Origin of the sequence: Streptomyces anandii JCM 4720 (assembly GCF_014650655.1) — a bacterium.
In the GTDB taxonomy this organism is placed as follows: Bacteria; Actinomycetota; Actinomycetes; order Streptomycetales; family Streptomycetaceae; genus Streptomyces; species Streptomyces anandii.
This window is the reverse complement of the sequence record NZ_BMVJ01000003.1, coordinates 200,799-223,467: the sequence shown is the minus strand read 5'-3', so window position 1 is coordinate 223,467 and position 22,669 is coordinate 200,799. Positions and strand designations below refer to the sequence as shown.

Sequence of the window (22,669 nt, the reverse complement as noted above, 5' to 3'; positions counted from 1 at the left end):
GACACGTTCATCGGCCGGGGCGCAGCCCTGGACGTGTTCGGTCACATCCTCGACTTCCTGGACGAACGGCGGTGACGAGCGCCCGGACCACCGCTACCGTACTCGCCAGTAACCCGATTGCACTCCCGGAGGTGCCCCATGCCGCAGCTCGAGGCCGACGGCGCGCTGCTGACGTACGACGACGAGGGCCCGCGCGACGGTGACGGCGTGCCCCTGGTGTTCGTGCACGGCTGGACGGCCGACCGGCACCGCTGGGACCACCAGCTGGACCACTTCTCCGCCGGCCGCCGGGTCGTCCGGCTGGACCTGCGCGGGCACGGTGAGAGCGGCGGGGCCGGCTCACGCACGATCGAGGCGGCGGCGGCGGACGTCGTCGCGCTCCTGGACCATCTGAAGATCGAACGGTGCGTGCTCGTCGGGCACTCGATGGGCGGGATGATCGCGCAGACCATCGCACTCGCCCAGCCCGAACGGGTCGAGAGCCTGGTGCTGGTCGGCTCCATCAGCCGTATGACCTACAGCCGGGGCAGGGGGCTGCTGATGGCGGCCTCCACCCTCGTCCCGTTCAAGCTGTTCGTCGCCGCCAACATCCAGCGCGCCTTCGCCCCCGGCCACCCGCGCGAGGACATCCGCCGCCACATCCGGGCCTCGGCCGCCACCCCGCGCGAGGTCGTCATGACGTGCTACTCCGCGATGCGCGCCTTCGACGTCCTGGACCGGCTCGGCGAGATCAGGGTGCCGGTCCTGCTGGTGCACGGCTACCACGACATCCAGCTGCCCGTGCGGCAGATGCTGCGGATGGCCAAGGCCTGCCCGGACGCGGAGGTCCGCGTCATCGACGCAGGCCACGAGATCCCGCTGGAGAAGCCGGCCGAACTGACGGCGGCACTGGACCGCTTCCTCGCCGCCCGCGGCTGAGCGCGCGCCGCACACCGGGCCGGCCGGGTTCCACGGAACCCGGCCGGCCCGGCCCGCACGCCCGCGTCAGCCGGTGGTCAGCACCATGCGGAAGCGGGCCGCGCCGGAGAGCATCCTCCGGTACGCCTCGTCCGCCCGCTCCAGCGGCACCGTCTCGGTCATCGGGCGGATCCCGTGCAGGGCGCTGAAGTCCATGGTGTCCTGCACGTCCTGCGAGGTGCCCGACGGATGGCCGCGGACCACCTTGCCCTTCATGAGCAGCTGGACCGGGCTGATCCCCATGGGCTCGGGCGTCGCGCCGATCACCACCAGCTCGCCCCGCGGCGTCAGCCCGTCCACGGTCGCCGTGATGGCCTCCGAGTTGCCCGCGGTGGCCAGTACCGCCTTCGCGCCGCCGAGCGCCCCCAGCGCCTCGGCGACGGGCGTGCCGGCCGTGCTGTCCACGTAGTGATGCGCGCCGAGCTGCTTGGCGAGGTCGGCCTTGTCGGCCCCGCGCGCGATGGCCACCGTCTCGAAGCCCATGGCCGCCGCGTACTGCACGCCCAGGTGCCCGAGGCCGCCGATGCCGAGCACGGCGACCAGGTCACCGGGGCGCGCGGCGCTGCGCCGCAGCCCGTTGAACACCGTGACGCCCGCGCACGCCATCGGCCCGGCGTCGCTCGCCGCGAGGGCGTCGGGGATCCTCGCCAGCGCGTCCACCGGCGCGACGGTCCGCTCGGCGAATCCGCCGTCGTAGGCCCAGCCGGGGACCTTCAGGTAGTCGCACACGATGAAGTCGCCCCGGCGGCACGGCTCGCAGTGTCCGCAACTGCCCCCGAACCAGCCCACGGCCACCCGGTCGCCCACCTGCCAGCCCCGGTCCGCGGCACCTTCGCCGAGCTGCTCGATCCGTCCGGCGATCTCGTGTCCGGGCACCACCGGGAACCGTACGCCGGGCACCGCGGCGTCCACGAAGAGGACGTCGCTGTGGCAGATCCCGCAGGCCTCCACCGCGATCCGCACCCGACCGGGACCGGGCTCGGGCACCTCGCGTTCGGCGATCTCGAACGAGCCGCCGGCGGCGGCCACCTGCGCGACTCTGTAGGTACTGGTCATCTGTCTCTCCCGCGGCGGCTGCTACGACGTCCCCCGCACCCCAGCACACCAGCTCACCGCCGATCCCGCGCGCCGAGCGCGCCCCCGCCGGGGCACGCCCCGCGCCTGCCGGACCCGCCCTCACCACGGCACGGGCGTGCCGTCCCAGGAGAAGAAGCCGCCGGTCGGCCCGTCGTCGGGCAGCAGCGCCAGACGTACGGCACCCTCCGCGCCCTCCGCCGGGTCGCCGCCGAGTTCGGTGGCCCGGGGCGTGAGATCGGTGGCCCGCGCGCCGGGGGCGAGCGCGTTGACCTTGAAGCCCTCCCCGTCCAGCGTCAGCGCGTACAGGACGGTGAGCGCGTTCAGGGCGGCCTTGGACGAGCGGTACGCGGCGGCCCCGCCCGCGCCGGAGAGGAACTGCGGGTTCGGGCCGGTGCTCCAGGTCAGCGAGGCGGTGCCGCTGGAGACGTTGACGATCCGGGGCCGTGCGGACCGGCGCAGCGCGGGCAGGAAGGCGTTGGTCACGGCCACCACCCCGAACACGTTGGTCTCGAAGGTGTCCCGGAACTCCGCCATGCCCGACGCCTCCGGCGGGTCGAGCGTGACCGCGATGCCGGCGTTGTTGACGAGGACGTCCAGGCGGTCCACCCGCGCCGCCGCCGCGGCGACGCTCGCCGGGTCGGTCACGTCCAGGTCCAGTCGACGTGCGCCGTCGCCGATCTCGGCCACGGCCCGCCGGCCGCGCTCCGCGTCCCGCGAGCCGACGTACACGGTGAAGCCCTCGGCGGCGAGCAGCCGTGCGATGTGCTTGCCGATGCCCTTGTTGGCACCGGTGACCAGTGCTGTGCGATCGTTCATGGCACCCACCGTCCCCCGCCCGGTCCCCGCGTGCCAGGGACAGGCTGTACCAGGGAGGCAGCATGGCGAGGCAGGAACTGGCCCGTTTCCTGCGGGAACGCCGTCAGGCCCTCGGGCCCGAGGCGTCCGGCTTCCCGAGGGCCGCGATCCGCCGTGTGCCGGGCCTGCGGCGCGAGGAAGTGGCCGAGCTGGCGCACATCTCGGTCGACTACTACACGCGGCTCGAGCAGGCGCGCGGGCCCCGGCCCTCCGACCGCGTGCTCGAAGGCCTCGCGCAGGCCATGCGGCTCGCCCCGGCCGAGCGCAGCCACCTGTTCCGGCTGGCCGGATCCGCGGTGCCGCCCGGCGCGGGCGCGGTGCGCCGGGTGCGCCCGCACGTGGCCCGGATGCTGCGCCGCCTGCCGGGGACCGCCGCGATCGTCACCGACGCGGCCTACGGCGTCGTCGCCTGGAACCCGCTGGCACAGCGCCTGCTCGGCGGCGACCTCGGCACCGGCGCCGCCAACCTGGCCCGCCGCCGCTTCCTCGGCACGGGCGGCCGGACCTACGGCAGTTCGAGCGCCGAGGAGTTCGGGCACGTGGTGGTGGCGCGGCTGCGGCGGGCCGCCGACCGCTACCCGCACGACCCCGGCCTCGCCGCGCTGCTGGCCGAACTGCGCGCCGGCAGCGAGGAGTTCCGGCAGATCTGGGAGACGCGGCCGGTCCACGCCCCCGGTCACCGCACCAAGGTCCTCGACCACCCCGCCGTGGGCGCCCTCCGGCTGAACTGCGACGTGCTGCTCGTGCCCGAGGACGACCAGGAGGTCGTCCTGATCACGGCCGACCCCGGCTCGCCCTCCGCGCGGGCCCTGGAGGAACTGTCCGCGGTACTGCCCTGAACCGCGCCTTCGGCCCTCAGGCCGGACTCACCCAGGTGCGCTCGGTGGCGGAGCGGGCCATGGCGTCCAGCGCCGCCGCCGAGGCGACGGCGTCCTCCAGGGTGGCGCCGTGCGGGGCGCCGTCGGCAATGGAGCGCAGGAAGTGGGAGGCCTCGACGACCTTGAGGTCGTCGTAGCCCATGGCGTTGGCCGAGCCCGGCTGGAAGGCGCCGTACTCGCCGTGCCCGGGGCCCACGTACACGGTGGCGACGGGCTGGTCCTGGTAGGCGGCGCCGCGGCTGACGCCGAGCTCTCCCATGCGGCGGAAGTCCCAGAACAGGGCGCCTTCGGTGCCGTGGATCTCGAAGCCGTAGTTGTTCTGCTCGCCGACGGCGACCCGGCTCGCCTCCAGGACACCGCGCGCGCCGGAGGCGAAACGCAGCAGGCAGCTGACGTAGTCGTCGTTCTCGACCGGGCCCAGGACCCCTCCGGCCGCGCGGGTGTGACCGGCGGTGGCGCCGGCCGGGCGGGCCCGCTCGGGCACGAACACGGCGGTGTCCGCGGCCAGCGAGTCGATCTCGCCGAGCAGATGGCGGGCCAGGTCGACCCCGTGCGATGCGAGGTCGCCGAGGACTCCGCTGCCGCCGCGCTCCCGCTCGTAGCGCCATGTCAGCGCGCCGTCGGGGTGGGCGGCGTAGTCGCTCAGCAGGCGGATGCGGACGTGGGTGACCGCGCCGATCTCACCGGCGGCGAGCATCTCGCGGGCGGCGGCCACGGCGGGTGCGTTCCGGTAGTTGAAGCCGACCGTGCCGGCCACCCGGGCCTTGGCGGCGGCGTCGGCGACCGCGCGGGCGTCGTCGGCGGTCAGGCCCACGGGCTTCTCGATCCACAGGTGCTTGCCGGCCTCGGCCAGGGCGACGCCGATCTCGCGGTGCAGGAAGTTGGGGGCGGTGACACTGACCGCCTCGACCCGGGGATCGGCGACGACCTCCCGCCAGTCGCGCGTCGCGCTGTCGAAGCCGTAGCGCGCCGCCGCCTCCTCGGCCCGGCCGGGCACCTCGTCGGCGACCGAGACCAGGCGCGGGCGCAGGGGCAGTCGCGGGAAGTGGTGGAGCACTCTGGCGTACGCCTGGGTGTGCACCCGGCCCATCCAGCCGAACCCGACGACCGCGACGCCCAGCGTGTTCACCATGACAGCCCCTCCGCAGCCCGCCCGGGAACCCGTACCCGGACCGATCCAGAACCTGCGGCTCACCCTGCGCGGTGGAACCGTTCCATGTCAAGACATCCGGACAGCACCCGGCGAGCGCCTCAGGGCTCGCGGTGCTCGTGCGCCGCACGGTCCAGTTCCGCGGCCTCCGCCTCCGCCAGCCGCTGCTCGGCCTCCACGTCGATGGACCTCGTCAGCCACCAGTACAGGAACGCGGAGACGGGCAGCCCGACGAACAGGGAGATGTCCGCACCGCCCAGCGCGTGCGCGGCCGGGCCGACGAACAGGGTGCCCACCGAGAAGAACGGCACCATGACGGCGAAGCCGGCCAGGTAGGAGACGATGCCCTGCCAGCCCCAGCGGCCGTAGATGCCGTGCGGGTTGAAGATCTCGGCGATCGCGTAGTGCCCGCGGCGCACCACGTAGTAGTCCATGAGGTTCACCGCGGTCCACGGGATGAACAGGTACAGCACCAGCAGCAGGAAGTCGTTGAAGTTCTCCAGGAAGTGGGAGGTCGCGGCCAGCGCGCCGATCAGGGACAGCACCGCCGTCAGCCCGAGGGTCAGCAGCCGTACGCCGAGGGTGGGCCGCACCCGGCGGAAGGAGTCGATGCCGCTGATCAGCGTCAGCGAACCGCCGTACATGTTCAGGGCGGTGACGGAGACCAGGCCGAGGGCCGCGAACAGCAGCACCACCGCGCCGAATCCGGTGAACACGGTGTCGCCTGCCGCGTTGATGGAGGGGATCGTGTCGAAGCCCTTGCCCGCCCAGGCGGCCAGCAGGGTCCCGAGCACCATGAGCCAGATGCCGCCGAGCGCGGAGCCGAAGTACGTCCAGTAGAAGGTCTTGCGGACGGTCACGTCGGGCGGCAGATAGCGCGAGTAGTCCGAGACGTAGATCGCCCAGCTGATCTGGTAGCCCGCGACGACGCCGAACTGGGCCAGGAACGGCGTCCACTTGAAGGCGCCGAGGTCGAAGGAGCCCGCCGGGTAGTGCAGGTTGACCAGGACGGCCACCGTGAAGACCCCGAAGACCACCAGGAAGGTGTACGTCAGGATCCGCTCGGCCTTGTGGATGATGTCGTACCCGACGAGCGCGACGACCAGGGCGACGGCGGTGACCACGAGCACCCACAGCTTGACGCCGCCGTGCAGGGTGGTGTGCAGGGCCTCGCCGGCGAGGATGGTGTTGAAGACGTTGAAGCCCGCGTACTGCACATAGGCGAACAGCCACACCAGCAGGGCTCCGACATAGCCGAACTGGGGCCGGGACTGGATCATCTGCGGCAGCCCCAGCTGCGGGCCCTGGGCCGAGTGGAACGCCATGAAGAAGGTGCCGACGACGGTGCCCGTCACGATGGCCAGCAGCGACCAGATCAGGTTGCCGCCCTCGGTGATGCTGATCAGGCCCACCGCCAGGGTGGCGATCTGGGCGTTGGACATGAACCACAGGGGCCCCAGGTGCCACAGCTTGCCGTGGCGCTCGTCCAGGGGCACGTAGTCGATGGACCGGACCTCCAGGCCCGTCACCCGCGGCTCGGCGGATGTGCTCACGGCGCCTCCCGAGTGCGTCCCGAGTGCGGATCACCCCTGGGGCAACAGTCGACCCCCGAAGGCCCGCGGTCAACCCGGGCACCCGCCTGCGCACGCGCACACCGGCATGGCACTCGCGCGCAGGACCGGCGCCCGGACCGCCCGGTCGCGAGTCCCCGGCGCCGGGACGCTCAGCCCGCCGGCACCTCCGCCCAGCGGCTGGTGCCGCCCCGGTGGGTGAGGACGCCGCAGCGGGCCGACAGCGCGGTGACGATGCCCAGGCCCCGGCCGTGCTCGTCGGGGTCGGGAGCGGACGACGGGCCGGGCACGGCCGCCGCCCCCTGGTCGGTCACCTCGACCCGCACGGCCCCGCGGCCCTGCACGGGGACGCGGCACAGCCGCAGGGTCGCGGGCGGCCTGGCGTGCACGAGCGCGTTGGTGACCAGCTCCGAGACCACCAGCAGCACGTCCTCGGCGGCTTCCGTCGACAGGTTCCAGCCGCTGAGGACCTGACGCACGCGCCTGCGCACGGCACTGACGCCCCCGGGGGCCTGCGGCAGCGGAATGCCGTGGGCGGCCTCCTCACGGGGCACTGCGTCGAGCTGGGCTACGGTCATGTGCCCTCCTTGTCAGGGCGGCGCTGCCGACCGGTGGCCGGGCGTGTCAAGCACGCTAGGCAACCAGCGCACGGCGGTCAATGAACGGCGGTCGGCATTGCCGAACGCCAGTCCCGATCAGGGCAAATCGGGCTACGATCGCTCCATGGCCGGACCTGTCCAGTCCATCGAACGAGCAGCGGCGATCCTGCGCCTGCTCGCCGGTGGCCCGCGCAGGCTGGGCCTCGGCGAAGTGGCGTCGTCCCTCGGTCTGGCCAAGGGCACCGCCCACGGCATCCTACGCACACTGCAGCACGTGGACTTCGTCGAGCAGGACGAGGCCACAGGAAAGTACCAGCTCGGGGCGGCCCTGCTGCACCTGGGCACCAGCTATCTCGACGTCAACGAGCTGCGCTCGCGCTCCATCAACTGGGCGGACGCGCTGGCCGCCCGCAGCGGCGAGGCCGTACGCCTCGGCACGCCCCTGGAGGGCCAGGTCCTCGTCATCCACCACGTCTTCCGGCCGGACGACACCCTGCAGACCCTGGACGTGGGCGCGCTGCTGCCGCTGCACGCCTCCTCGCTCGGCAAGGTCCTCCTGGCCTTCGGGGCGGCCTCCCTCGACCCGCCCTCCGAGGACGGCCTGGCCGCGTACACCCGGCACACCCTGGTGACTCCCGAGGACATCGACCGGGAGCTCGCCGGGATCCGGGAGCTCGGCTGGGGCGCCGAGGTGCAGGAGATGAGCATGGGCGACGCGGGGATCGCCGCGCCGATCCGGGGCCACGGCGGCCTCGTGGTGGGCGCCATCGGGCTGTCCGGTCCCGTCGAGCGCATCTGCGACCCGCGCGGACGGCCGCTGCCCGCACTGACCGCCCTGCTCCGGGAGGCCGCCCGGGCGATCTCCCGAGATCTGGGAGCCGCCCGCTGGTAGGTCTCCACAGGGCCCACCCGCGCGACGCATCGGAAGGCAGGCCGACATGGTGGAACGGTATGTGATGTCCATCGACCAGGGCACCACGTCCACACGATGCATCCTGTTCGACCACCGCGGACGGCTGTGCTCCGTCGCCCAGCGCGAGCACCAGCAGCACTTCCCGCGCCCCGGCTGGGTCGAGCACGACGCGGTCGAGATCTGGCGCAACCTCCAGCGCATCGTCCCCGAGGCGCTGGCCGGCGCCGGAGTGGACCCCGCGCAGATCGCCGCCATCGGGATCGCCAACCAGCGGGAGACGACGGTGCTCTGGGACCGGCGCACCGGCGCCCCGCTCGGCCGGGCGATCGTCTGGCAGGACACCCGCACCGCGCCGCTGGTCGACGAGTTGCGCGACCGGCCCGGCGACGAGTTCTTCCTCGACCGCTGCGGCCTGCCCCCCTCGACCTACTTCTCCGCCCCCCGCATCCGCTGGCTGTTCGACCGCGTCGAGGGCCTGGAGCAGCGCGCCCGGGACGGCGAGGTCCTCTTCGGCACCATGGAGAGCTGGCTGATCTGGAATCTCACCGGCGGCGCCGACGGCGGACTGCACATCACCGACCCCACCAACGCCAGCCGCACCATGCTCGTCAACATCCGCACCCTGACCTGGGACCCGGAACTGATGGACTTCTTCGGGGTGCCCCGGGAGATGCTGCCGGAGATCCGCTCCTCCGCCGAGAGCTACGGCGAGGCCCGCGCCCTGCTCCCGGGGGTGCACATCACCGCCGCCCTCGGCGACCAGCAGGCGGCCCTGTTCGGGCAGACCTGCTTCTCGCCCGGCGAGGCCAAGTGCACCTACGGCACGGGCAGCTTCCTGCTGATGAACACCGGCACCGACCTGGTCCGCTCCCGCAACGGGCTGCTCACCACCGTCGCGTACAAGATCGCGGGCCAGCCCACGGTGTACGCGCTGGAGGGCCCGATGGCCGTCACCGGCTCACTGGTCCAGTGGTTCCGCGACCGGCTCGGCATGATCAGCACCGCGCCGGAGATCGAGACGCTGGCGCGCACGGTGGAGGACAACGGCGGCTGCTACATCGTGCCGGCCTTCTCCGGCCTCTTCGCCCCGCACTGGCGCAGCGACGCCCGGGGCGTGGTGGTCGGCCTGACCTCGTACATCACCAAGGGCCATCTGGCCCGGGCGGTGCTGGAGGCCACCGCCTGGCAGACCCGGGAGGTCGTGGACGCGGTCAACGCCGACTCCGGGCTCGCTCTGAAACAGCTCAAGGTGGACGGCGGCATGACCTCCGACAACCTGCTCATGCAGATGCTCGCCGACGTGCTCGACGTGCCCGTCGTGCGCCCCCTGGTGGCCGAGACGGTCTCGCTGGGCGCCGCCTACGCGGCCGGACTCGCGGTCGGCTACTGGCCGGACATGGAGGTCCTGCGCCGCAACTGGCACCGTGCCGCCCAGTGGCTGCCGGACATGGACCCCGAGCGGCGCGAGTGGGAGTACGAGTCCTGGCAGCGGGCCGTGCAGCGCTCGCTGGGCTGGATCCGGTCACCCGGGGAGCGGGTCGAGAAGCCCCGGTAACGCCGTCGCCGCCTCAGTCCGCGGGGCCGGAGTGCCCGGCCTCCGCCTTGACCAGAAGCGACAGCAGGGAGGCCACGGTCAGTCCGGCCTCGGCCGGATGGCGCAGCACCTTGCTCGGATCGATGCGGTAGATGTTGCCGCGCCCCTCCCGGGTGTGGGAGAGATAGCCGTCGCGCTCCAGGTCCGCGATGATCTTCTGGACGGCGCGTTCGGTGAGCCGGCAGTGGGCGGCGATGTCGCGGATCCGGGCGTTGTTGTTGTCGGCGATCGCGGCCAGCACCCGGGCGTGGTTCGTCACGAACGTCCATCCGGTGTGCGGCTCGGGCACTCCCTCCCTTTCCATGACCCAAGACTAAGGTCCGCGTTTCATGTATACAAAAGCATGAACAAGTTTTCCGGTATACCTTGACGCGTTCCATACGGGGAGCGAGCCTGTTGCGGGAAGACGGGCGCGCACGGTTGAGAGAGGCGGTCATGCCGGTGATCGAAAGCCGTCCCGTCGGCGACCGGGTGGTCGTGGCGGTGCGTGGCGAGCTGGACCTCGACGCCGGTCAGGCGTTCCAGCGCGCCCTGCGGCGGGCTCTCGCGTGCTCGGTCCGGGGTGTCGACCTGGACCTCGGGGCGGTCGCGTTCTGCGACTGCTCGGCCCTCAACATCCTCATCAGCCTGCGCCACCGCGCCCTCGCCCAGGGCAAGACCATCGTCGTCACCGCCGCGGCCCCGGTGGCCGAGCGCCTGCTCGCCCTGACGGGCACGCGCCCGCTGTTCTCGGCGGACGCGGAGGCCGGCGCCAAGCCGGAGTGAAACGGCGAATCGGCCCCCAAGTCGTGGTTACCCGGACCCTACGGGGTTCGGAAGTGAGCCCCGGGGGGCTCTCCGCGTCGCGTATCGCGGAGGGCCCGCCGCCATGTCCGGCGCTTCCCCCTGTACTGGTGTGATTGCGCCGCCGATGATCGGGTACGCGAGCAGGACCGTGCCCGGGACGAGCACCGTCCGGGCGGCCGCACGACCGTCGCTACCAGGGAATCTGCCATGGACACACCCGCGAACGACAACACCGCGACGCGCGCCCAGCAGGCGCTGGACGTCCTCGCCGAGAACGCCGAGGACGCGGTGGCACTGGACACGCTCGCCGGCAGCGACGTCCTGATCCCCGTGCCCGACGACGTGAGCGAGGAGGACGCCACCAATCCCTCGGCGGTGGCGCTGCCGGTCCTGGAACAGCCGGGCGGGGTGCCGGTGGTGCCCGTGTTCACCTCGGAACTGGAGATGTCGGAGCTGCTGCCCTTCGTCTCCCGCTACCGTCTGGTGCCGCTCGGCGCGCTCGCCTCCCAGTGGCCCGCCGACGACCTGTCGCTCACCATCGACGCCAGTTCCCCGCACGGCCTGACGCTGACCTCCGAGGGCGTGCGGACCCTGCTGGCCCGGCCGGAGGGCTGAGCGGGAGCCCCGGACGGGCCGGTTCCCAGCCGGTTCCTAGCCGTTGAGCGTGCGGGCCAGCGCCGCGCGCTGGAGCGGGAGCACCTCGGCGTGCAGCGCGCGGCCCTTGGCGGTCAGCGACACCCACACCCCGCGCCGGTCCTCCGCGCACACCGACCGCTCGACCAGCCCCTCCTTCTCCAGCCGGCCGATCAGGCGGGACAGCGCGCTCTGGCTCAGGTGCACCCGGCCGACGATGTTCTGCACCCGGCAGTGCTCGCCCCCCTCGGGGGCCTCGGACGCCAGGATGTCGAGCACCTCGAAGTCGCTCGCGCCCAGCCCGTGCGGGTGCAGGGCGCGGTCGATCTCGCACATCGTCCGCGCGTGCACCGACAGGATGTCCCGCCACTGCTCCTCGAGCCGGGGCCCGGCCGCGTTCGCTCCCATGCACCGCATGTTAATGCGCGTGCATCGAGACGCGCCGACCCCCACCGCGCCGGCCGGTCCCGGACCGGGTCCGCGATCAGCGCCGGACCGGCCCGGCGTCAGCCCTGGATCAGCCCGATGAGGTTGCCGTCCGCGTCCTTCACCGAGGCGATCAGCCGGCCGCCGCCGACGTCCTGCACGTCCTGGAGGATCTCGGCGCCCGCGGACACCAGGGCCGCCAGGCGCGCCCGGATGTCCTCGACGTGCCAGTACGGCACCGGGCCGGTCACGCCCTTGGAGTGCCCGTTCGGGTCGAGACCCACGTCCTGGCCGGCGTCCTTGAAGCCGACGTAGTAGGGCTCGTCCGCGTACGGCTCGGTCTCCAGCAGCGTCCTGAACAGGGCCTTGGCCCGGTCTAGGTCCTTGACGGGGTAGATGACGGTCTTCAGGCCTTCGGTCATGGCGTGCTCCCCGGTGGTGGGCGGTCCGCCGGCGCGTGTGCCGGGTCGGTGGTCCCACGCTAGGCCGGGGACGTGCCGCACCGCTTCTCCGATCCTGACCGGTCGTCCCCGCGGCTCGCCCGGTACCGGACAAGACCGGGGAGTGCCGTACACGGCGGGTGCGCGCGCGGGACAGTGGGAAGCGTCAGGACGAGGCGGCTTGGAGGACAGGAGGCGGCGATGCCCGAGGCGCCCGTCGGCCGGACACGTCTGGCCATCCTGGAGTGGCTGAAGAATCCCCCGGCGCGGGCCCGTTGGCGGTGGCACGGCCGCCCCCCGGCGGACGGCGCGACCGCGCGGGCCGTGGCCGACGGCCTCGGCATTCCCCGCCGGGTCGCCGAGTCCCACCTGGAGATGCTCGCCGCGCTGGGCCTGCTGCGCACCCGGCGCGTCGGGCGCCGCACGCACTACCGCCGTGACGAGTTCCGTATCGCCGAGGTGGCGCGGCTGTTCGAGAAAGGCTGGTGACAGGGCTGTCGCGGGCGGTCCGGGCTGCGAGGATGAGCCGTCTTGTGACGACGTCGAAGGGCAGGCACCCATGGACCGTCCCACCGCTCTCGTCCCGCTCGCCTATGTGGGCGTCGGCGGCCGTGGCCCCGAGGACGTCGTGGCCGACGACCGCGGCCGCGTGTTCACCGGCGTCGAGGACGGCCGGATCCTGCGCCTGGACGGCCTGACGGAGCGGCCCGCGGGCGCCGCCGCGCGGGTCTCGGTGCTCGCCGAGACCGGCGGCAGGCCGCTGGGCCTGGACCTCCTGCCCGACGGCGAGCTGCTGGTGTGCGACGCCGAACGCGGCCTGCTGCGCGTCGATCCGGCCGGCGGGACCGTCCACGTCCTGGCCGGCTCGGTGGCGGGGGAGCGGCTGCGGTTCTGCAGCAACGTCGTCGCCCTGTCGGACGGCACCGTCTACTTCACCGTCTCCAGCCGCCGCTACCCGCTCGGCCAGTGGATCGGCGACATCGTCGAACACACCGGCACGGGACGTCTGTTGCGCCTCGCCCCGGGCAGCGGCACACCCGAAGTGCTCCTCGACGGGCTGCAGTTCGCCAACGGGCTGGCGCCCAGCGCCGACGAGTCCTTCCTCGTGGTCGCCGAGACGGGCGCCCGCCGGCTCACCCGGTACTGGCTCACCGGAGCGCGCGCCGGCCGCGCCGAGACCTTCGTGGCGGACCTGCCGGGCATGCCCGACAACATCTGGCGGGCGGGCAAGGACGGACCGGTGTGGGTCTCGCTGGCCGGCCCGCGGGTGCCGCCGCTGCACCTGCTGCACCGCTCCTTGCCGGCGGTGCGCGCGGCAGCGGCCCGCGTCGCCGTGCGCGCCCCGTACCGGCCGACCGGCACGGCCGGCGTCCTCGCGGTGGACGACGAGGGCCGCGTCACCCACCACCTCGCCCGCCGCCGCTCCGGCTACCGCATGGTCACCAGCGTCTGCGAGACCGACGGCCACCTCGTCCTCGGCAGCCTGTGGGAACGGGGCGTCGCCCTCTGCGAGGCGCCGTCCCGCCGCTGACCCACCGTGTCCCGACGTGACCCCGGCGACCACCCGGGGCTACCCTGTTGGGCGGCCGCGGTCGCTCGCGGCGCGGCGGTGGGGCCCGCCGTACCCGAACCGCGGCAGTGGCGCCGCCGACGGTCCCTACTTGCGAAGGCAGCGGCCCCGCGCACCCCGGGGGCCCGGGCGAGTAGGAGACGTACGACCGATGACAGCCCCAGAAACCGAGAGCCTGCGCCTGCGCCCGCAGCGCGCACGTCCGCGCCGCGCCTGGCGGGCCCAGGCGCCGGTGGTCGCGGTGGTGGCGCTCGGCGGCGCGCTCGGCGCGACCGCCCGCTACGCGGCCACCCTGTGGTGGCCGACCCCGCCCGGCGGATTCCCATGGGCGACCTTCTGGACGAACGTGCTGGGCTGCGCCGTCATCGGTGTCTTCATGGTGGTCATCACCGACGTGTGGGCCGCCCACCGCCTGGTCCGGCCCTTCTTCGGAACCGGCGTGCTCGGCGGCTTCACCACCTTCTCCACCTACGCGGTGGACATCCAGAAGCTCGTCGACTCCGGCCACGCCCGCACCGGGCTGGCCTACCTCGCCGCGACCCTGTGCGCGGCGCTCGCGGCCGTGTGGCTCGCCGTGACGGCGGCCCGCCGCGCCCTGAAGTGGAGGCAGCGATGACCAGGCTCACCGGGGGCGCCCTGCGCGTGACCGTCTTCATCGGCGAGAACGACACCTGGCACCACAAGCCCCTCTACTCGGAGATCGTGCACCGGGCGCACGCCGCCGGACTCGCCGGCGCCAGCGTCTTCCGCGGCATCGAGGGCTTCGGCGCGTCCTCCCTGATCCACACCTCCCGGCTGCTGTCGATGAGCGAGGACCTGCCGGTGGCCGTCGTGATCGTCGACACCGAGGAGCGGGTGCGGGCCTTCCTGCCCCAGCTCGACGAACTGGTCCACGAGGGACTGGTGATCCTCGACGACTGCGAGGTCATCCGCTACGTGGGCCGGGGCGACGAGCCCGGCGCCCCGACGACGAAGGGGAGGAAGCGGTCGTGAACTGGCTGCTGGTCGTCGTGGGCGCCGCGGTCGGCGCCCCCTTGCGCTACCTCACCGACCGAGCCGTGCAGTCACGGCACGACTCGGTCTTCCCCTGGGGCACGTTCGTGGTCAACGTCACCGGCTGCCTGATACTCGGCCTGCTGACCGGCGCCGTGGCGTCGGGCGCCGCTGGCCGTCATCTGCAACTGCTGCTGGGCACCGGGCTGTGCGGCGCGCTGACGACGTACTCGACGTTCTCCTACGAGACGTTGAGGCTGACCGAGACCGGCGCCGGGCTGTACGCCGTGGGCAACGCGGCCGCGAGCGTGGTGGCCGGCCTCGGCGCAGCGTTCGCCGGCGTGTGGCTTTCCGCCGCGTTCTGACGCCGTCCACCTCGGCTTCACTTCGGCACGATAGGGCTGTGCACGACACTGTCGACCCCCATCCGCAGAACTGGATCCCATGAGCGCCATCTCCGTCGGTCAGGCCGTCGTCCTCGGGGTAGTCGAGGGGGTGACAGAGTTCCTTCCCGTGTCCTCCACCGGCCACCTCAAGATCGCCGAAGGGCTCATGGACATCCCGGTCGACGACAGCTCCGTCGTCGGGTTCTCCGCCGTCATCCAGGTCGGCGCCATCGCCGCCGTGCTCGTGTACTTCTTCAAGGACATCGTGAGGATCGTCTCGGCGTGGGTGCGCGGTCTCGCCCACCGCGAGGAGCGCTACCACCACGACTACAAGTTCGCCTGGTGGGTGATCTACGCGACGATCCCGATCGTCCTCGTCGGCCTGGCCGCCAAGCCCCTGATCGACGGGCCGCTCGGCTCGCTGTGGGTGGTCGCCGGTTCGCTGATCGCGGGCAGCGCGGTGATGTGGTGCGCGGACCAGATGGGCCGGCACAAGCGCGGCGAGGACGACACCTCGTTCAAGGACGCGATGCTGGTCGGCACCTCCCAGATCCTCGCCCTGCTCTTCCCCGGCTTCTCGCGCTCGGGCGCCACCATGTCGACCGCGCTGATCCTGGATCTCGACCGCGTCGCCGCCACCCGGCTCTCCTTCTTCCTCGGCATCCCCGCCCTGACCGGCGCCGGCCTGTACGAGCTGAAGGACGCCCTCGGCGCGGGCGTGGGCGCCGCCCCGCTGGTCGTCGGCACGCTGGTGTCCTTCGTGGTGGCCTACGCCTCCATCGCCTGGCTGCTGAAGTTCGTCGCCAAGCACTCCTTCAACGCCTTCGTGCTCTACCGCACAGCGGTCGGCGTGCTGCTCTTCGCCCTGCTGGGCACCGGCGTGCTCAACGCCTGAGCGGACCCGCGGCCGAGGCCGTCCACGGCGGGGTGTGAAGCCCGGACACAGGCCTCACACCCCGCGAGTGCTTTCCTGCGGCCCCCTTGACAGTGCCGTCCCGCACGGCGGAGGATCGCCTCCGTGAACCTGTCAGACAGCCAGACAGGTGGGTCGGCACCCCGGCGCGTCAGCGCGATGGAAGCGGTGCTCACCCACCTCCGCGACGCCATCGAGCGCGGCGAGTACGCGATCGGCGACAAGCTGCCCTCCGAGGCGGAGCTGTGCCGAACCCTGGAGGTCTCCCGGCCCGTGCTGCGCGAGGCCCTGCGCGCGCTGCAGACCATGGGCCTGACCGTCTCGCGCACCGGCAAGGGCACCTTCGTGGTCGCGAACGCGGTGGAGGACCCCACCTTCGGCGACTACGCGGCCAGCGATCTGCTGGAGGTGCGCCGCCACGTCGAGATCCCGGTCGCCGGCTACGCGGCGCGGCGCCGCACCCCGGAGGACCTGGACCACCTCGTCCATCTGCTGGAGCGGATGGAGCGGGAGACCGACACGACCTCCTGGGTCGCGCTGGACACGCTGTTCCACCTCGCCGTCGCCCAGGCCGCGCAGAACCCGGTGTTCCGCCGGGTGATCGAGGAGATCCGCGACGCGCTGGCCCGCCAGTCGGCCTTCCTCAACGAACTCGGCGGCCGCCGCGAGCAGTCCAACCGCGAGCACCGGGCGATCGTCGAGGCGCTGACCGACGGCAGCGAGCCGGACGCGGTCGAGGCCATGTCCCACCACCTGGACCGCGTCGAGAACACCCTCACCGACATCATGCGCTCCGCGCACACTCCCGCCGAAGACGGAGCCCGCCGCGGCACCGCCCGCACCTCCGACGGCGCCTGACCCCCGCGCCGGCCGTGCCCACCACCACCTCACCGATGAACCAGGCAGTGATGCACAGCAGTTCCCCCGCCGAGGCACCCCTCGTCCGCGAACCCCTCCACGCCCCCGTCGCCCACGTGATCCGTGGCTCGGTGATCGAGGGCGTCCACTACGGCTCCGTCGTCGTCCTCGGCGCCGACGGCCATGTCGGCCTCCAGCTCGGCGACATCGAGGCCGCGTTCTTCCCGCGCTCCGCGCTCAAGCCCCTCCAGGCCGTGGCCATGGTCCGAGCCGGGCTCCCGCTCGACGGCGACCTGCTCTCCCTCGCCGCCGCCAGCCACTCCGGCGAGGAACGCCACCTCGCCGGCGCCCGGCGGATCCTGGAGCTCGCCGGACTCACCGAGGACGACCTGCGCAACGTCCCGGACCTGCCCTACGACCCGGTCGTGCGGGACGCCTGGGTGCGCGAGGGCCGCATGCCCTCCCGGCTCGCCCAGAACTGCTCCGGCAAGCACGCGGCCATGCTGTACACCTGCCGCCTCAACGGCTGGTCCCTCGAGGACTACCTCGACCCGGCCCACCCCCTCCAGCGGGCGATCGCCGGGGCCGTGGAGGACCTCACCGGGCAGCGCGTCGCCCACGTCACCGTCGACGGCTGCGGCGCGCCCCTGTTCGCCGTCTCCCTGCACGGTCTCGCCCGCGCCGCCGCCCGCCTCACCACCGCCGCGGCCGGCACCCCCGAGGCCCGGGTGGCCGGCGCGATGCGCGAGCACGCCGAGATGGCCTCCGGCTCCGGGCGGGACGTGGCCGCGCTGATGCGGGCCGTGCCCGGGCTGCTCGCCAAGGACGGCTTCGAGGGCGTGCAGATGGCCGCCCTGCCCGACGGCCGGGCCGTCGCCGTGAAGATCGCCGACGGTGCGAACCGGGCCCGGATCCCGGTCGCCGCGGCCGCCCTGGCACGGGCGGGCGTCGACCCCGCCCCGCTCGCGGAGTTCGCGGGCGAGCCGCTGCTCGGCGGCGGCGAGCCGGTCGGACGCGTCCGCCCGGTCCGCGCCCTGGCTCCCGCCCCGCTCACCGCCTGCGTCTGAGCGCGCACCGCCCACCCCTCCCGTCCCCGCGAAAGAGGCCGCACCCTCATGACCGCCGCCCCCCGGAGCGAACACGACCTGCTCGGCGACCGCGACGTCCCCGCCGACGCCTACTGGGGTGTCCACACCCTGCGCGCCGCGGAGAACTTCCCCATCACCGGCACCCCGATCTCCGCCTACCCGCACCTGACCGCCGCCCTCGCCGCCGTCAAGGAGGCCGCCGCCCTCGCCAACGAGGAACTCGGCCTGCTCGCGCCCGGGAAGGCCGCCGCCATCGTCGCGGCCTGCCGCGAGATCCGCGCCGGGAAGCTGCACGACCAGTTCGTCGTGGACGTGATCCAGGGCGGCGCCGGCACCTCCACCAACATGAACGCCAACGAGGTCGTGGCCAACCGCGCGCTGGAACTCCTCGGTCACGCCAAGGGCGAGTACCGCTTCCTGCACCCCAACGAGGACGTCAACCTCGGCCAGTCCACCAATGACGTCTACCCGACCGCGGTCAAGATCGCGACGATCTTCGCGGTGCATGGACTGCTCGAGGCGATGTCCGTACTGCAGGACGCCTTCGCGGGCAAGGCCGTCGAGTTCCGCGATGTGCTCAAGATGGGCCGTACACAGTTGCAGGACGCGGTGCCGATGACGCTCGGTCAAGAGTTCTCCGCATACGCCGTCATGGTGGACGAGGACCGTCATCGTCTTGACGAGGCCGTCCAGTTGATCCATGAGATCAACCTCGGCGCCACCGCCATCGGTACCGGACTCAACGCCCCCGCCGGATACGCCGAGTCGGTCCGCCGCCATCTCGCCGCCATCACCGGACTGCCGCTGGTCACCGCCGCCAACCTGGTCGAGGCCACCCAGGACTGCGGCGCGTTCGTCCAGATGTCCGGCGTGCTCAAGCGGATCGCGGTCAAGCTCTCCAAGAGCTGCAACGACCTGCGGCTGCTCTCCTCCGGCCCGCGGGCGGGCTTCGGCGAGATCAACCTGCCGCCCGTGGAGGCCGGTTCGTCCATCATGCCCGGCAAGGTCAACCCGGTCATCCCCGAGGTCGTCAACCAGGTCGCCTTCGAGGTGATCGGCAACGACGTCACCATCACGATGGCCGCCGAGGCGGGACAGCTCCAGCTCAACGCCTTCGAACCGGTCATCCTGCACGCTCTCTCGCAGAGCATCACCCACCTGCGCAACGCCTGCCTCACCCTGGCCGGGCGCTGCGTCGAGGGCATCACCGCCAACACCGAGCGGCTGCGCGCCACCGTCGAGAACTCCATCGGCCTGGTCACCGCCCTCAACCCGCACATCGGCTACACGGCTGCCACCGACATCGCCAAGGAGGCCCTCGCCACCGGCCGGGGCGTCGCCGAACTCGTCCTGGAGAAGGGCCTCTTGCCCGCCGACCGGCTGGCCGGCCTGCTGCGCCCCGAGGTCCTCGCGGGCAGTGGCGCACCCCTCGCCTGATCCGCAGCACGCGCGCCCGCACCGGCCCGGAGGCACAATGGTGATCATGACGTCGTCGATGACCTTCCAGCCGATCCTGGAACGCATCGCCGAGGAGATCGAGCGGACACCCGGCCGCGGGCGTCCCGCCGACTACATCCCGGCGCTCGCCGCCCGCGACCCGCGCGCCTTCGGCATGGCCGTCGCAGAACTGGACGGCACGGTCTACGGGGTGGGGGACTGGCGCGAGCCGTTCTCCGCCCAGTCCGTCACCAAGGTCTTCACCCTCGCCCTCGACCTCGCCCGCGAGGGCGACGAACTCTGGGAGCACGTGGGCCGCGAGCCCTCCGGCAACCCGTTCAACTCCCTGGTCCAGCTGGAGTACGAGAACGGCATCCCGCGCAACCCGTTCATCAACGCGGGCGCCCTCGTCGTCACCGACCGCCTGCAGACCCGTACCGGGGACGCGGCCGGCGAGCTGCTGCGGTTCCTGCGCGCCGAGAGCGGGAACCAGGACCTGGACTTCGACCAGGAGGTCGCCGCCTCCGAGGCCGCGCACGGCGACCGCAACGCCGCCCTCGGCCACTTCATGGCGTCCTACGGCAACATCGGCAACCCGGTGCCCGTGCTGCTGGACCAGTACTTCCGTCAGTGTTCCGTCGCGGCCTCCTGCGCCGACCTCGCCCTGGCCACCGCCTTCCTCGCCCGGCACGGCATACGGGCCGACGGCACCCGGCTGCTCAGCCGCAGCCAGGCCAAGCAGGTCAACGCGATCATGCTGACCTGCGGGACGTACGACGCGGCGGGCGATTTCGCCTACCGCGTGGGGCTGCCCGGGAAGAGCGGCGTGGGCGGCGGGATCGTCGCGGTCGTACCGGGCCGGTGCGCGCTGTGCGTGTGGAGCCCGGGCCTGGACGAGCGCGGCAACTCGGTCGCGGGCGTGGCGGCCCTGGACCGCTTCACCACGCTGACGGGACTGTCGGTGTTCTGAGCCCCGTGCGGGGCGGATCAGCCCGCGGCCGTACGTCTGCGCCTGGACCGCCGGCCGAGGAGGGCGGCGCCGGCGCCGAGGCCCGCGGCGCCGAGACCCGCGGCGCCCGCGACGGTGCCCGTCCCCGGCCAGTCGGACTCCGCCGGCCGTACGGCCGACGCCACGATCGCCGGGCCGTGGGTCACCGGGCGCAGCGCGTCGAGCGAGCCCACCGGATCGACGTGCCCGCCCGCGGCGAACCCCCAGTCGAGCAGGGCCCGCGCCTCCTCGTACACCGTGAAGCCCCCGCCGTCCTGGGGGTTCATCACCGTGACGACGAGGGTGCGGCCGTCCCGGTGGGCCGCAGCGACCAGCGTGTTGCCCGCGTTGCTGGTGTAGCCGTTCTTGATCCCGATCAGCCCCGGGTACGGCGCCACCCCGTCCGCGCCGGTCAGCAGGCGGTTGGTGTTGGCGATGCCGTAGCTTCCGCCGTCGCCGGGGAAGTAGGCCTGGGCGGTGGAGCAGTAGCGGGCGAAGTCGGGGTTGCGCAGTCCGGCGCGGCCGAACACGGCCAGGTCGTAGGCCGAGGACACCTGCCCGTCGGCGTCGTAGCCGTCGGGGGAGACCACGTGGGTGTCCACCGCGCCCAGCGCGCGGGCCTTGGCCTGCATCTGCCGGGCCGTGTGCTCCCAGCCGCCGTTGAGCGAGGCGAGCACGTGCACGGCGTCGTTGCCGGAGTTGAGGAAGACCCCGCGCCACAGGTCGGACACCTGGTAGGTGTGCCCCTCGGTGACGCCGACCAGGCTGCTGCCCGGGCCGATCCCGGACAGCTCCCGGGCGGTCACGGTGTGCCGGACGCCACCGGGGAAGGCCGGCAGCACGGTGAGTGCGAAGAGGGTCTTCAGGGTGCTGGCGGGCGGCAGCTTCTCGTGCGCGTTGTGCGCGGCGAGCACCTCGCCGGTGCCGGCGTCGGCCACCAGCCAGGACAGCGCGGAGACCTCCGGAAGCCCGGGCGCGTCGGCGTGGAGACGGACCTGGGTGCCCTCGTGCTGGAGTATGGCCGGCTGCGGCACCGTGGTCCCCGACCCACCCGGTGAGCCGGGGTCCGTGCCCGCCCGGCCCGTCGCGGCGGCGGGGGAGACCAGGAGCAGCATGCCTGCCGCGCAGAGCGAGCAGGCCGACACGGCGGCGCGAGAAGCAAATCCGATCGTCATATCGCAAACGTAGGAACGATCCGGCGCAGGCGTGACGCCGCCGAGGGCCGAACGGGGTGCACGAACACCCGGATGCCCCAGCGGCCGCGCGCCCGGCTCCTGCGTACGGGTGAGCGGGCGACGACGGCGTACGCCGATGGGAGCCGGAGTCAGGCGGCCGGCAGAGTCGGCTGGACGCGGCGCAGGAACGCGGCGTTGTCGGGCGTCGAGCGCAGCTTCTCCAGCAGCGGCTCGAGGGCGCCCTGCCCGTCGCGGCCGCGCAGCGCGCGTCGCAGGCCGCGAGTACCAGCCAACTCCGGCGTGGACAGCAGAAGTTCCTCACGCCGGGTGCCGGACCCGTCGATGTCGACGGCCGGGAAGACACGCCGGGAGGCGAGCTCGCGGCTGAGCCGCAGCTCCATGTTGCCGGTGCTCTTCAGCTCCTCGAAGAAGAAGTCGTCGGCACGGGAGCCGGTCTCCACCAGCGCGGTGGCCAGGATAGTGAGCGAGCCGCCCTCCTCGGCCAGGCGCGCGGCGCCGAAGAACCGCTTCGGACCGAGCAGCGCGGCCGCGTCAACGCCGCCGCTGAGGGTGCGGCCACCCGAGGCGGCCGCGTTGTTGTGGGCCCTGCACAGCCGGGTCAGGGAGTCGAGGAGGACGACGACGTCCTCACCCGCCTCCACGAGCCGCTTGGCCCGCTCGACGACGAGGTCGGCGAGGGCGATGTGCTGACGGGGCGCCCGGTCGAAGGTCGAGGCGTACACCTCGCCGCGCACCGAGCGCCGCATGTCGGTGACCTCCTCGGGACGCTCGTCGAGCAGCACCACCATCAGCCGGCACTCGGGGTGATTGCCGGCCACGGCGGCCGCGATCTGCTGGAGCAGCACGGTCTTGCCCGTCTTGGGCGGGGCGACGATCAGCCCCCGCTGCCCCTTGCCGACAGGCGCGATCAGGTCGACGACACGCCCGGTCAGGCCGGCCGCGGGGTGCTCCAGGCGCAGCCGGTCGCGCGGATGCAGCGGGGTGAGGCCGTGGAAGTCGCGGCGCAGCCGGGCCTCGTGAGGTGCGCGGCCGTTCACGCGGGTGACGTCGGTCAGGGCGTTGCGCTCGCCGCGCGGGCCCTCGACCAGGTCGCCCGGGCGCAGGCCGAGGCGGCGGACGAGGGCGGGGGAGACCTGGGGGTCGTCGGGGCCGGGCAGCAGTGCCGGGCCGCGCAGCCGGCCGCCCTTCCCGTTCGCGTCCAGGTCCAGGACTCCGACGACGGTCGGCGTGGTGACCGGTGACGGCTGCCGCCGTACCGGGGGGCGTTCGAGTGTGGTGGTCATGGGGTGCGGTCCTTTCGGGACGTACGGCACAGGAGCATGCGGGGGGGGAAGGGGAGAAGCCGCGGACGGGGGAGACAC

The 22,669-nt window shown here is 73.0% G+C and carries 26 protein-coding genes; 16 read left to right on the top strand and 10 right to left on the bottom strand.

The features are described 5' to 3' along the window. Positions 1–138: 138 nt before the first annotated feature. Positions 139–918 carry an alpha/beta fold hydrolase gene (locus IE249_RS07020; RefSeq protein WP_189703895.1) on the top strand — a complete coding sequence of 260 codons (780 nt, stop codon included), beginning with the start codon at positions 139–141 and terminating at the stop codon, positions 916–918. 66 nt (positions 919–984) lie between these two features. Here the strand turns inward: IE249_RS07020 and IE249_RS07015 are convergent, their stop codons facing one another. Together IE249_RS07015 and IE249_RS07010 are read right to left on the bottom strand one after the other, a co-directional pair. Beyond that, a complete protein-coding gene (locus IE249_RS07015; protein ID WP_189703894.1) occupies positions 985–2,013 on the bottom strand; it encodes an alcohol dehydrogenase in 1,029 nt (342 codons plus the stop codon). A 120-nt stretch (positions 2,014–2,133) separates the two neighbouring features. Beyond that, positions 2,134–2,850 (bottom strand): SDR family oxidoreductase, encoded by a 717-nt coding sequence (locus tag IE249_RS07010; RefSeq protein WP_189703893.1) that lies wholly within the window; start codon positions 2,848–2,850, stop codon positions 2,134–2,136. A 62-nt stretch (positions 2,851–2,912) separates the two neighbouring features. On the opposite strand from IE249_RS07010, the gene IE249_RS07005 reads away from it, so the two are divergent. Beyond that, positions 2,913–3,728: a helix-turn-helix transcriptional regulator gene (locus IE249_RS07005; RefSeq protein ID WP_189703892.1), complete on the top strand. Its 816-nt coding sequence runs from the start codon at positions 2,913–2,915 to the stop codon at positions 3,726–3,728. A 16-nt stretch (positions 3,729–3,744) separates the two neighbouring features. On the opposite strand, the gene IE249_RS07000 is transcribed toward IE249_RS07005, so the two are convergent. The 3 genes from IE249_RS07000 to IE249_RS06990 all read right to left on the bottom strand — a co-directional run bounded on the left by IE249_RS07000 (position 3,745) and on the right by IE249_RS06990 (position 7,066). Further along, on the bottom strand, positions 3,745–4,899 hold the full coding sequence (locus IE249_RS07000) for a Gfo/Idh/MocA family protein (RefSeq protein WP_189703891.1): 1,155 nt from the start codon (positions 4,897–4,899) through the stop codon (positions 3,745–3,747). Positions 4,900–5,018: 119 nt separating this feature from the next. After that, on the bottom strand, positions 5,019–6,470 hold the full coding sequence (locus IE249_RS06995; RefSeq protein ID WP_229857723.1) for a purine-cytosine permease family protein: 1,452 nt from the start codon (positions 6,468–6,470) through the stop codon (positions 5,019–5,021). A gap of 170 nt (positions 6,471–6,640) precedes the next feature. Next, positions 6,641–7,066: an ATP-binding protein gene (locus IE249_RS06990; protein ID WP_189703890.1), complete on the bottom strand. Its 426-nt coding sequence runs from the start codon at positions 7,064–7,066 to the stop codon at positions 6,641–6,643. Positions 7,067–7,211: 145 nt separating this feature from the next. Here IE249_RS06990 and IE249_RS06985 point away from each other — a divergent pair, with 145 nt between their 5' ends. Both IE249_RS06985 and glpK read left to right on the top strand, forming a co-directional pair. Then, a complete protein-coding gene (locus tag IE249_RS06985) occupies positions 7,212–7,979 on the top strand; it encodes an IclR family transcriptional regulator (RefSeq protein ID WP_189703889.1) in 768 nt (255 codons plus the stop codon). Between the two features lie 46 nt (positions 7,980–8,025). Then, positions 8,026–9,555: a glycerol kinase GlpK gene (glpK, locus tag IE249_RS06980; RefSeq protein WP_189703888.1), complete on the top strand. Its 1,530-nt coding sequence runs from the start codon at positions 8,026–8,028 to the stop codon at positions 9,553–9,555. A 13-nt stretch (positions 9,556–9,568) separates the two neighbouring features. Here the strand turns inward: glpK and IE249_RS06975 are convergent, their stop codons facing one another. Then, positions 9,569–9,898, bottom strand: a complete 330-nt coding sequence (locus IE249_RS06975; RefSeq protein WP_189703887.1) for a helix-turn-helix transcriptional regulator — start codon at positions 9,896–9,898, stop codon at positions 9,569–9,571. 131 nt (positions 9,899–10,029) lie between these two features. Here IE249_RS06975 and IE249_RS06970 point away from each other — a divergent pair, with 131 nt between their 5' ends. Beyond that, positions 10,030–10,359: an STAS domain-containing protein gene (locus IE249_RS06970; RefSeq protein WP_189703886.1), complete on the top strand. Its 330-nt coding sequence runs from the start codon at positions 10,030–10,032 to the stop codon at positions 10,357–10,359. A 228-nt stretch (positions 10,360–10,587) separates the two neighbouring features. After that, on the top strand, positions 10,588–10,995 hold the full coding sequence (locus IE249_RS06965) for an SseB family protein (RefSeq protein WP_189703885.1): 408 nt from the start codon (positions 10,588–10,590) through the stop codon (positions 10,993–10,995). Positions 10,996–11,031: 36 nt separating this feature from the next. On the opposite strand, the gene IE249_RS06960 is transcribed toward IE249_RS06965, so the two are convergent. Next, positions 11,032–11,421, bottom strand: coding sequence for a MarR family winged helix-turn-helix transcriptional regulator (locus tag IE249_RS06960; RefSeq protein ID WP_189703884.1), 390 nt, complete (start codon positions 11,419–11,421; stop codon positions 11,032–11,034). Positions 11,422–11,519: 98 nt separating this feature from the next. Continuing rightward, positions 11,520–11,861 carry a VOC family protein gene (locus tag IE249_RS06955; protein ID WP_189703883.1) on the bottom strand — a complete coding sequence of 114 codons (342 nt, stop codon included), beginning with the start codon at positions 11,859–11,861 and terminating at the stop codon, positions 11,520–11,522. Positions 11,862–12,080: 219 nt separating this feature from the next. On the opposite strand from IE249_RS06955, the gene IE249_RS06950 reads away from it, so the two are divergent. The 10 genes from IE249_RS06950 to IE249_RS06905 all read left to right on the top strand — a co-directional run bounded on the left by IE249_RS06950 (position 12,081) and on the right by IE249_RS06905 (position 20,094). Further along, a complete protein-coding gene (locus IE249_RS06950; protein WP_189703882.1) occupies positions 12,081–12,368 on the top strand; it encodes a helix-turn-helix domain-containing protein in 288 nt (95 codons plus the stop codon). Positions 12,369–12,438: 70 nt separating this feature from the next. After that, entirely contained in the window at positions 12,439–13,410 is a 972-nt protein-coding gene (locus IE249_RS06945; RefSeq protein WP_189703881.1) for an SMP-30/gluconolactonase/LRE family protein, read from the top strand. Between the two features lie 190 nt (positions 13,411–13,600). After that, positions 13,601–14,065 carry a fluoride efflux transporter CrcB gene (crcB, locus tag IE249_RS06940; protein ID WP_189703880.1) on the top strand — a complete coding sequence of 155 codons (465 nt, stop codon included), beginning with the start codon at positions 13,601–13,603 and terminating at the stop codon, positions 14,063–14,065. Beyond that, positions 14,062–14,442: a DUF190 domain-containing protein gene (locus IE249_RS06935; RefSeq protein ID WP_189703879.1), complete on the top strand. Its 381-nt coding sequence runs from the start codon at positions 14,062–14,064 to the stop codon at positions 14,440–14,442. Before crcB (IE249_RS06940) ends, IE249_RS06935 begins: the two co-directional genes overlap by 4 nt. Continuing rightward, on the top strand, positions 14,439–14,807 hold the full coding sequence (gene crcB / locus IE249_RS06930) for a fluoride efflux transporter CrcB (RefSeq protein ID WP_189703878.1): 369 nt from the start codon (positions 14,439–14,441) through the stop codon (positions 14,805–14,807). The genes IE249_RS06935 and crcB (IE249_RS06930) overlap by 4 nt, the downstream gene beginning before the upstream one ends. Before the next feature lie 79 nt (positions 14,808–14,886). Further along, positions 14,887–15,723 (top strand): undecaprenyl-diphosphate phosphatase, encoded by an 837-nt coding sequence (locus IE249_RS06925; protein WP_189703877.1) that lies wholly within the window; start codon positions 14,887–14,889, stop codon positions 15,721–15,723. 123 nt (positions 15,724–15,846) lie between these two features. Next, positions 15,847–16,599 carry a FadR/GntR family transcriptional regulator gene (locus IE249_RS06920; RefSeq protein WP_189703876.1) on the top strand — a complete coding sequence of 251 codons (753 nt, stop codon included), beginning with the start codon at positions 15,847–15,849 and terminating at the stop codon, positions 16,597–16,599. 50 nt (positions 16,600–16,649) lie between these two features. Beyond that, positions 16,650–17,666, top strand: coding sequence for an asparaginase (locus IE249_RS06915; RefSeq protein WP_189704177.1), 1,017 nt, complete (start codon positions 16,650–16,652; stop codon positions 17,664–17,666). Between the two features lie 48 nt (positions 17,667–17,714). Beyond that, complete coding sequence (aspA, locus tag IE249_RS06910; protein WP_189703875.1) at positions 17,715–19,124, top strand: aspartate ammonia-lyase; 1,410 nt, start codon at positions 17,715–17,717, stop codon at positions 19,122–19,124. A gap of 37 nt (positions 19,125–19,161) precedes the next feature. Beyond that, the gene (locus IE249_RS06905) at positions 19,162–20,094 is read left to right on the top strand and encodes a glutaminase (RefSeq protein WP_189703874.1); all 933 of its coding nucleotides are present in this window, start codon (positions 19,162–19,164) and stop codon (positions 20,092–20,094) included. A gap of 17 nt (positions 20,095–20,111) precedes the next feature. Here the strand turns inward: IE249_RS06905 and IE249_RS06900 are convergent, their stop codons facing one another. Both IE249_RS06900 and rho read right to left on the bottom strand, forming a co-directional pair. After that, positions 20,112–21,287, bottom strand: a complete 1,176-nt coding sequence (locus IE249_RS06900) for a D-alanyl-D-alanine carboxypeptidase family protein (RefSeq protein ID WP_189703873.1) — start codon at positions 21,285–21,287, stop codon at positions 20,112–20,114. A gap of 149 nt (positions 21,288–21,436) precedes the next feature. Continuing rightward, positions 21,437–22,591 carry a transcription termination factor Rho gene (gene rho, locus IE249_RS06895; RefSeq protein ID WP_189703872.1) on the bottom strand — a complete coding sequence of 385 codons (1,155 nt, stop codon included), beginning with the start codon at positions 22,589–22,591 and terminating at the stop codon, positions 21,437–21,439. Between the last annotated feature and the right edge of the window lie 78 nt (positions 22,592–22,669).

Bases quoted from the DNA above. Each gene is read 5' to 3' on its own strand.
- IE249_RS06965 (WP_189703885.1), top strand. From the start codon at position 10,588: ATGGACACACCCGCGAACGACAACACCGCGACGCGCGCCCAGCAGGCG.
- IE249_RS06975 (WP_189703887.1), bottom strand. From the start codon at position 9,898: ATGGAAAGGGAGGGAGTGCCCGAGCCGCACACCGGATGGACGTTCGTG.
- IE249_RS07005 (WP_189703892.1), top strand. From the start codon at position 2,913: ATGGCGAGGCAGGAACTGGCCCGTTTCCTGCGGGAACGCCGTCAGGCC.
- glpK (WP_189703888.1), top strand. From the start codon at position 8,026: ATGGTGGAACGGTATGTGATGTCCATCGACCAGGGCACCACGTCCACA.
- IE249_RS06945 (WP_189703881.1), top strand. From the start codon at position 12,439: ATGGACCGTCCCACCGCTCTCGTCCCGCTCGCCTATGTGGGCGTCGGC.
- IE249_RS06985 (WP_189703889.1), top strand. From the start codon at position 7,212: ATGGCCGGACCTGTCCAGTCCATCGAACGAGCAGCGGCGATCCTGCGC.
- crcB (WP_189703880.1), top strand. From the start codon at position 13,601: ATGACAGCCCCAGAAACCGAGAGCCTGCGCCTGCGCCCGCAGCGCGCA.
- IE249_RS06900 (WP_189703873.1), bottom strand. From the start codon at position 21,287: ATGACGATCGGATTTGCTTCTCGCGCCGCCGTGTCGGCCTGCTCGCTC.
- IE249_RS06915 (WP_189704177.1), top strand. From the start codon at position 16,650: ATGCACAGCAGTTCCCCCGCCGAGGCACCCCTCGTCCGCGAACCCCTC.
- IE249_RS06950 (WP_189703882.1), top strand. From the start codon at position 12,081: ATGCCCGAGGCGCCCGTCGGCCGGACACGTCTGGCCATCCTGGAGTGG.
- IE249_RS07000 (WP_189703891.1), bottom strand. From the start codon at position 4,899: ATGGTGAACACGCTGGGCGTCGCGGTCGTCGGGTTCGGCTGGATGGGC.
- aspA (WP_189703875.1), top strand. From the start codon at position 17,715: ATGACCGCCGCCCCCCGGAGCGAACACGACCTGCTCGGCGACCGCGAC.
- IE249_RS06905 (WP_189703874.1), top strand. From the start codon at position 19,162: ATGGTGATCATGACGTCGTCGATGACCTTCCAGCCGATCCTGGAACGC.
- IE249_RS06960 (WP_189703884.1), bottom strand. From the start codon at position 11,421: ATGGGAGCGAACGCGGCCGGGCCCCGGCTCGAGGAGCAGTGGCGGGAC.
- IE249_RS07020 (WP_189703895.1), top strand. From the start codon at position 139: ATGCCGCAGCTCGAGGCCGACGGCGCGCTGCTGACGTACGACGACGAG.
- IE249_RS07010 (WP_189703893.1), bottom strand. From the start codon at position 2,850: ATGAACGATCGCACAGCACTGGTCACCGGTGCCAACAAGGGCATCGGC.
- rho (WP_189703872.1), bottom strand. From the start codon at position 22,591: ATGACCACCACACTCGAACGCCCCCCGGTACGGCGGCAGCCGTCACCG.
- IE249_RS06990 (WP_189703890.1), bottom strand. From the start codon at position 7,066: ATGACCGTAGCCCAGCTCGACGCAGTGCCCCGTGAGGAGGCCGCCCAC.
- IE249_RS06955 (WP_189703883.1), bottom strand. From the start codon at position 11,861: ATGACCGAAGGCCTGAAGACCGTCATCTACCCCGTCAAGGACCTAGAC.
- IE249_RS06970 (WP_189703886.1), top strand. From the start codon at position 10,030: ATGCCGGTGATCGAAAGCCGTCCCGTCGGCGACCGGGTGGTCGTGGCG.
- IE249_RS06925 (WP_189703877.1), top strand. From the start codon at position 14,887: ATGAGCGCCATCTCCGTCGGTCAGGCCGTCGTCCTCGGGGTAGTCGAG.
- IE249_RS07015 (WP_189703894.1), bottom strand. From the start codon at position 2,013: ATGACCAGTACCTACAGAGTCGCGCAGGTGGCCGCCGCCGGCGGCTCG.
- IE249_RS06935 (WP_189703879.1), top strand. From the start codon at position 14,062: ATGACCAGGCTCACCGGGGGCGCCCTGCGCGTGACCGTCTTCATCGGC.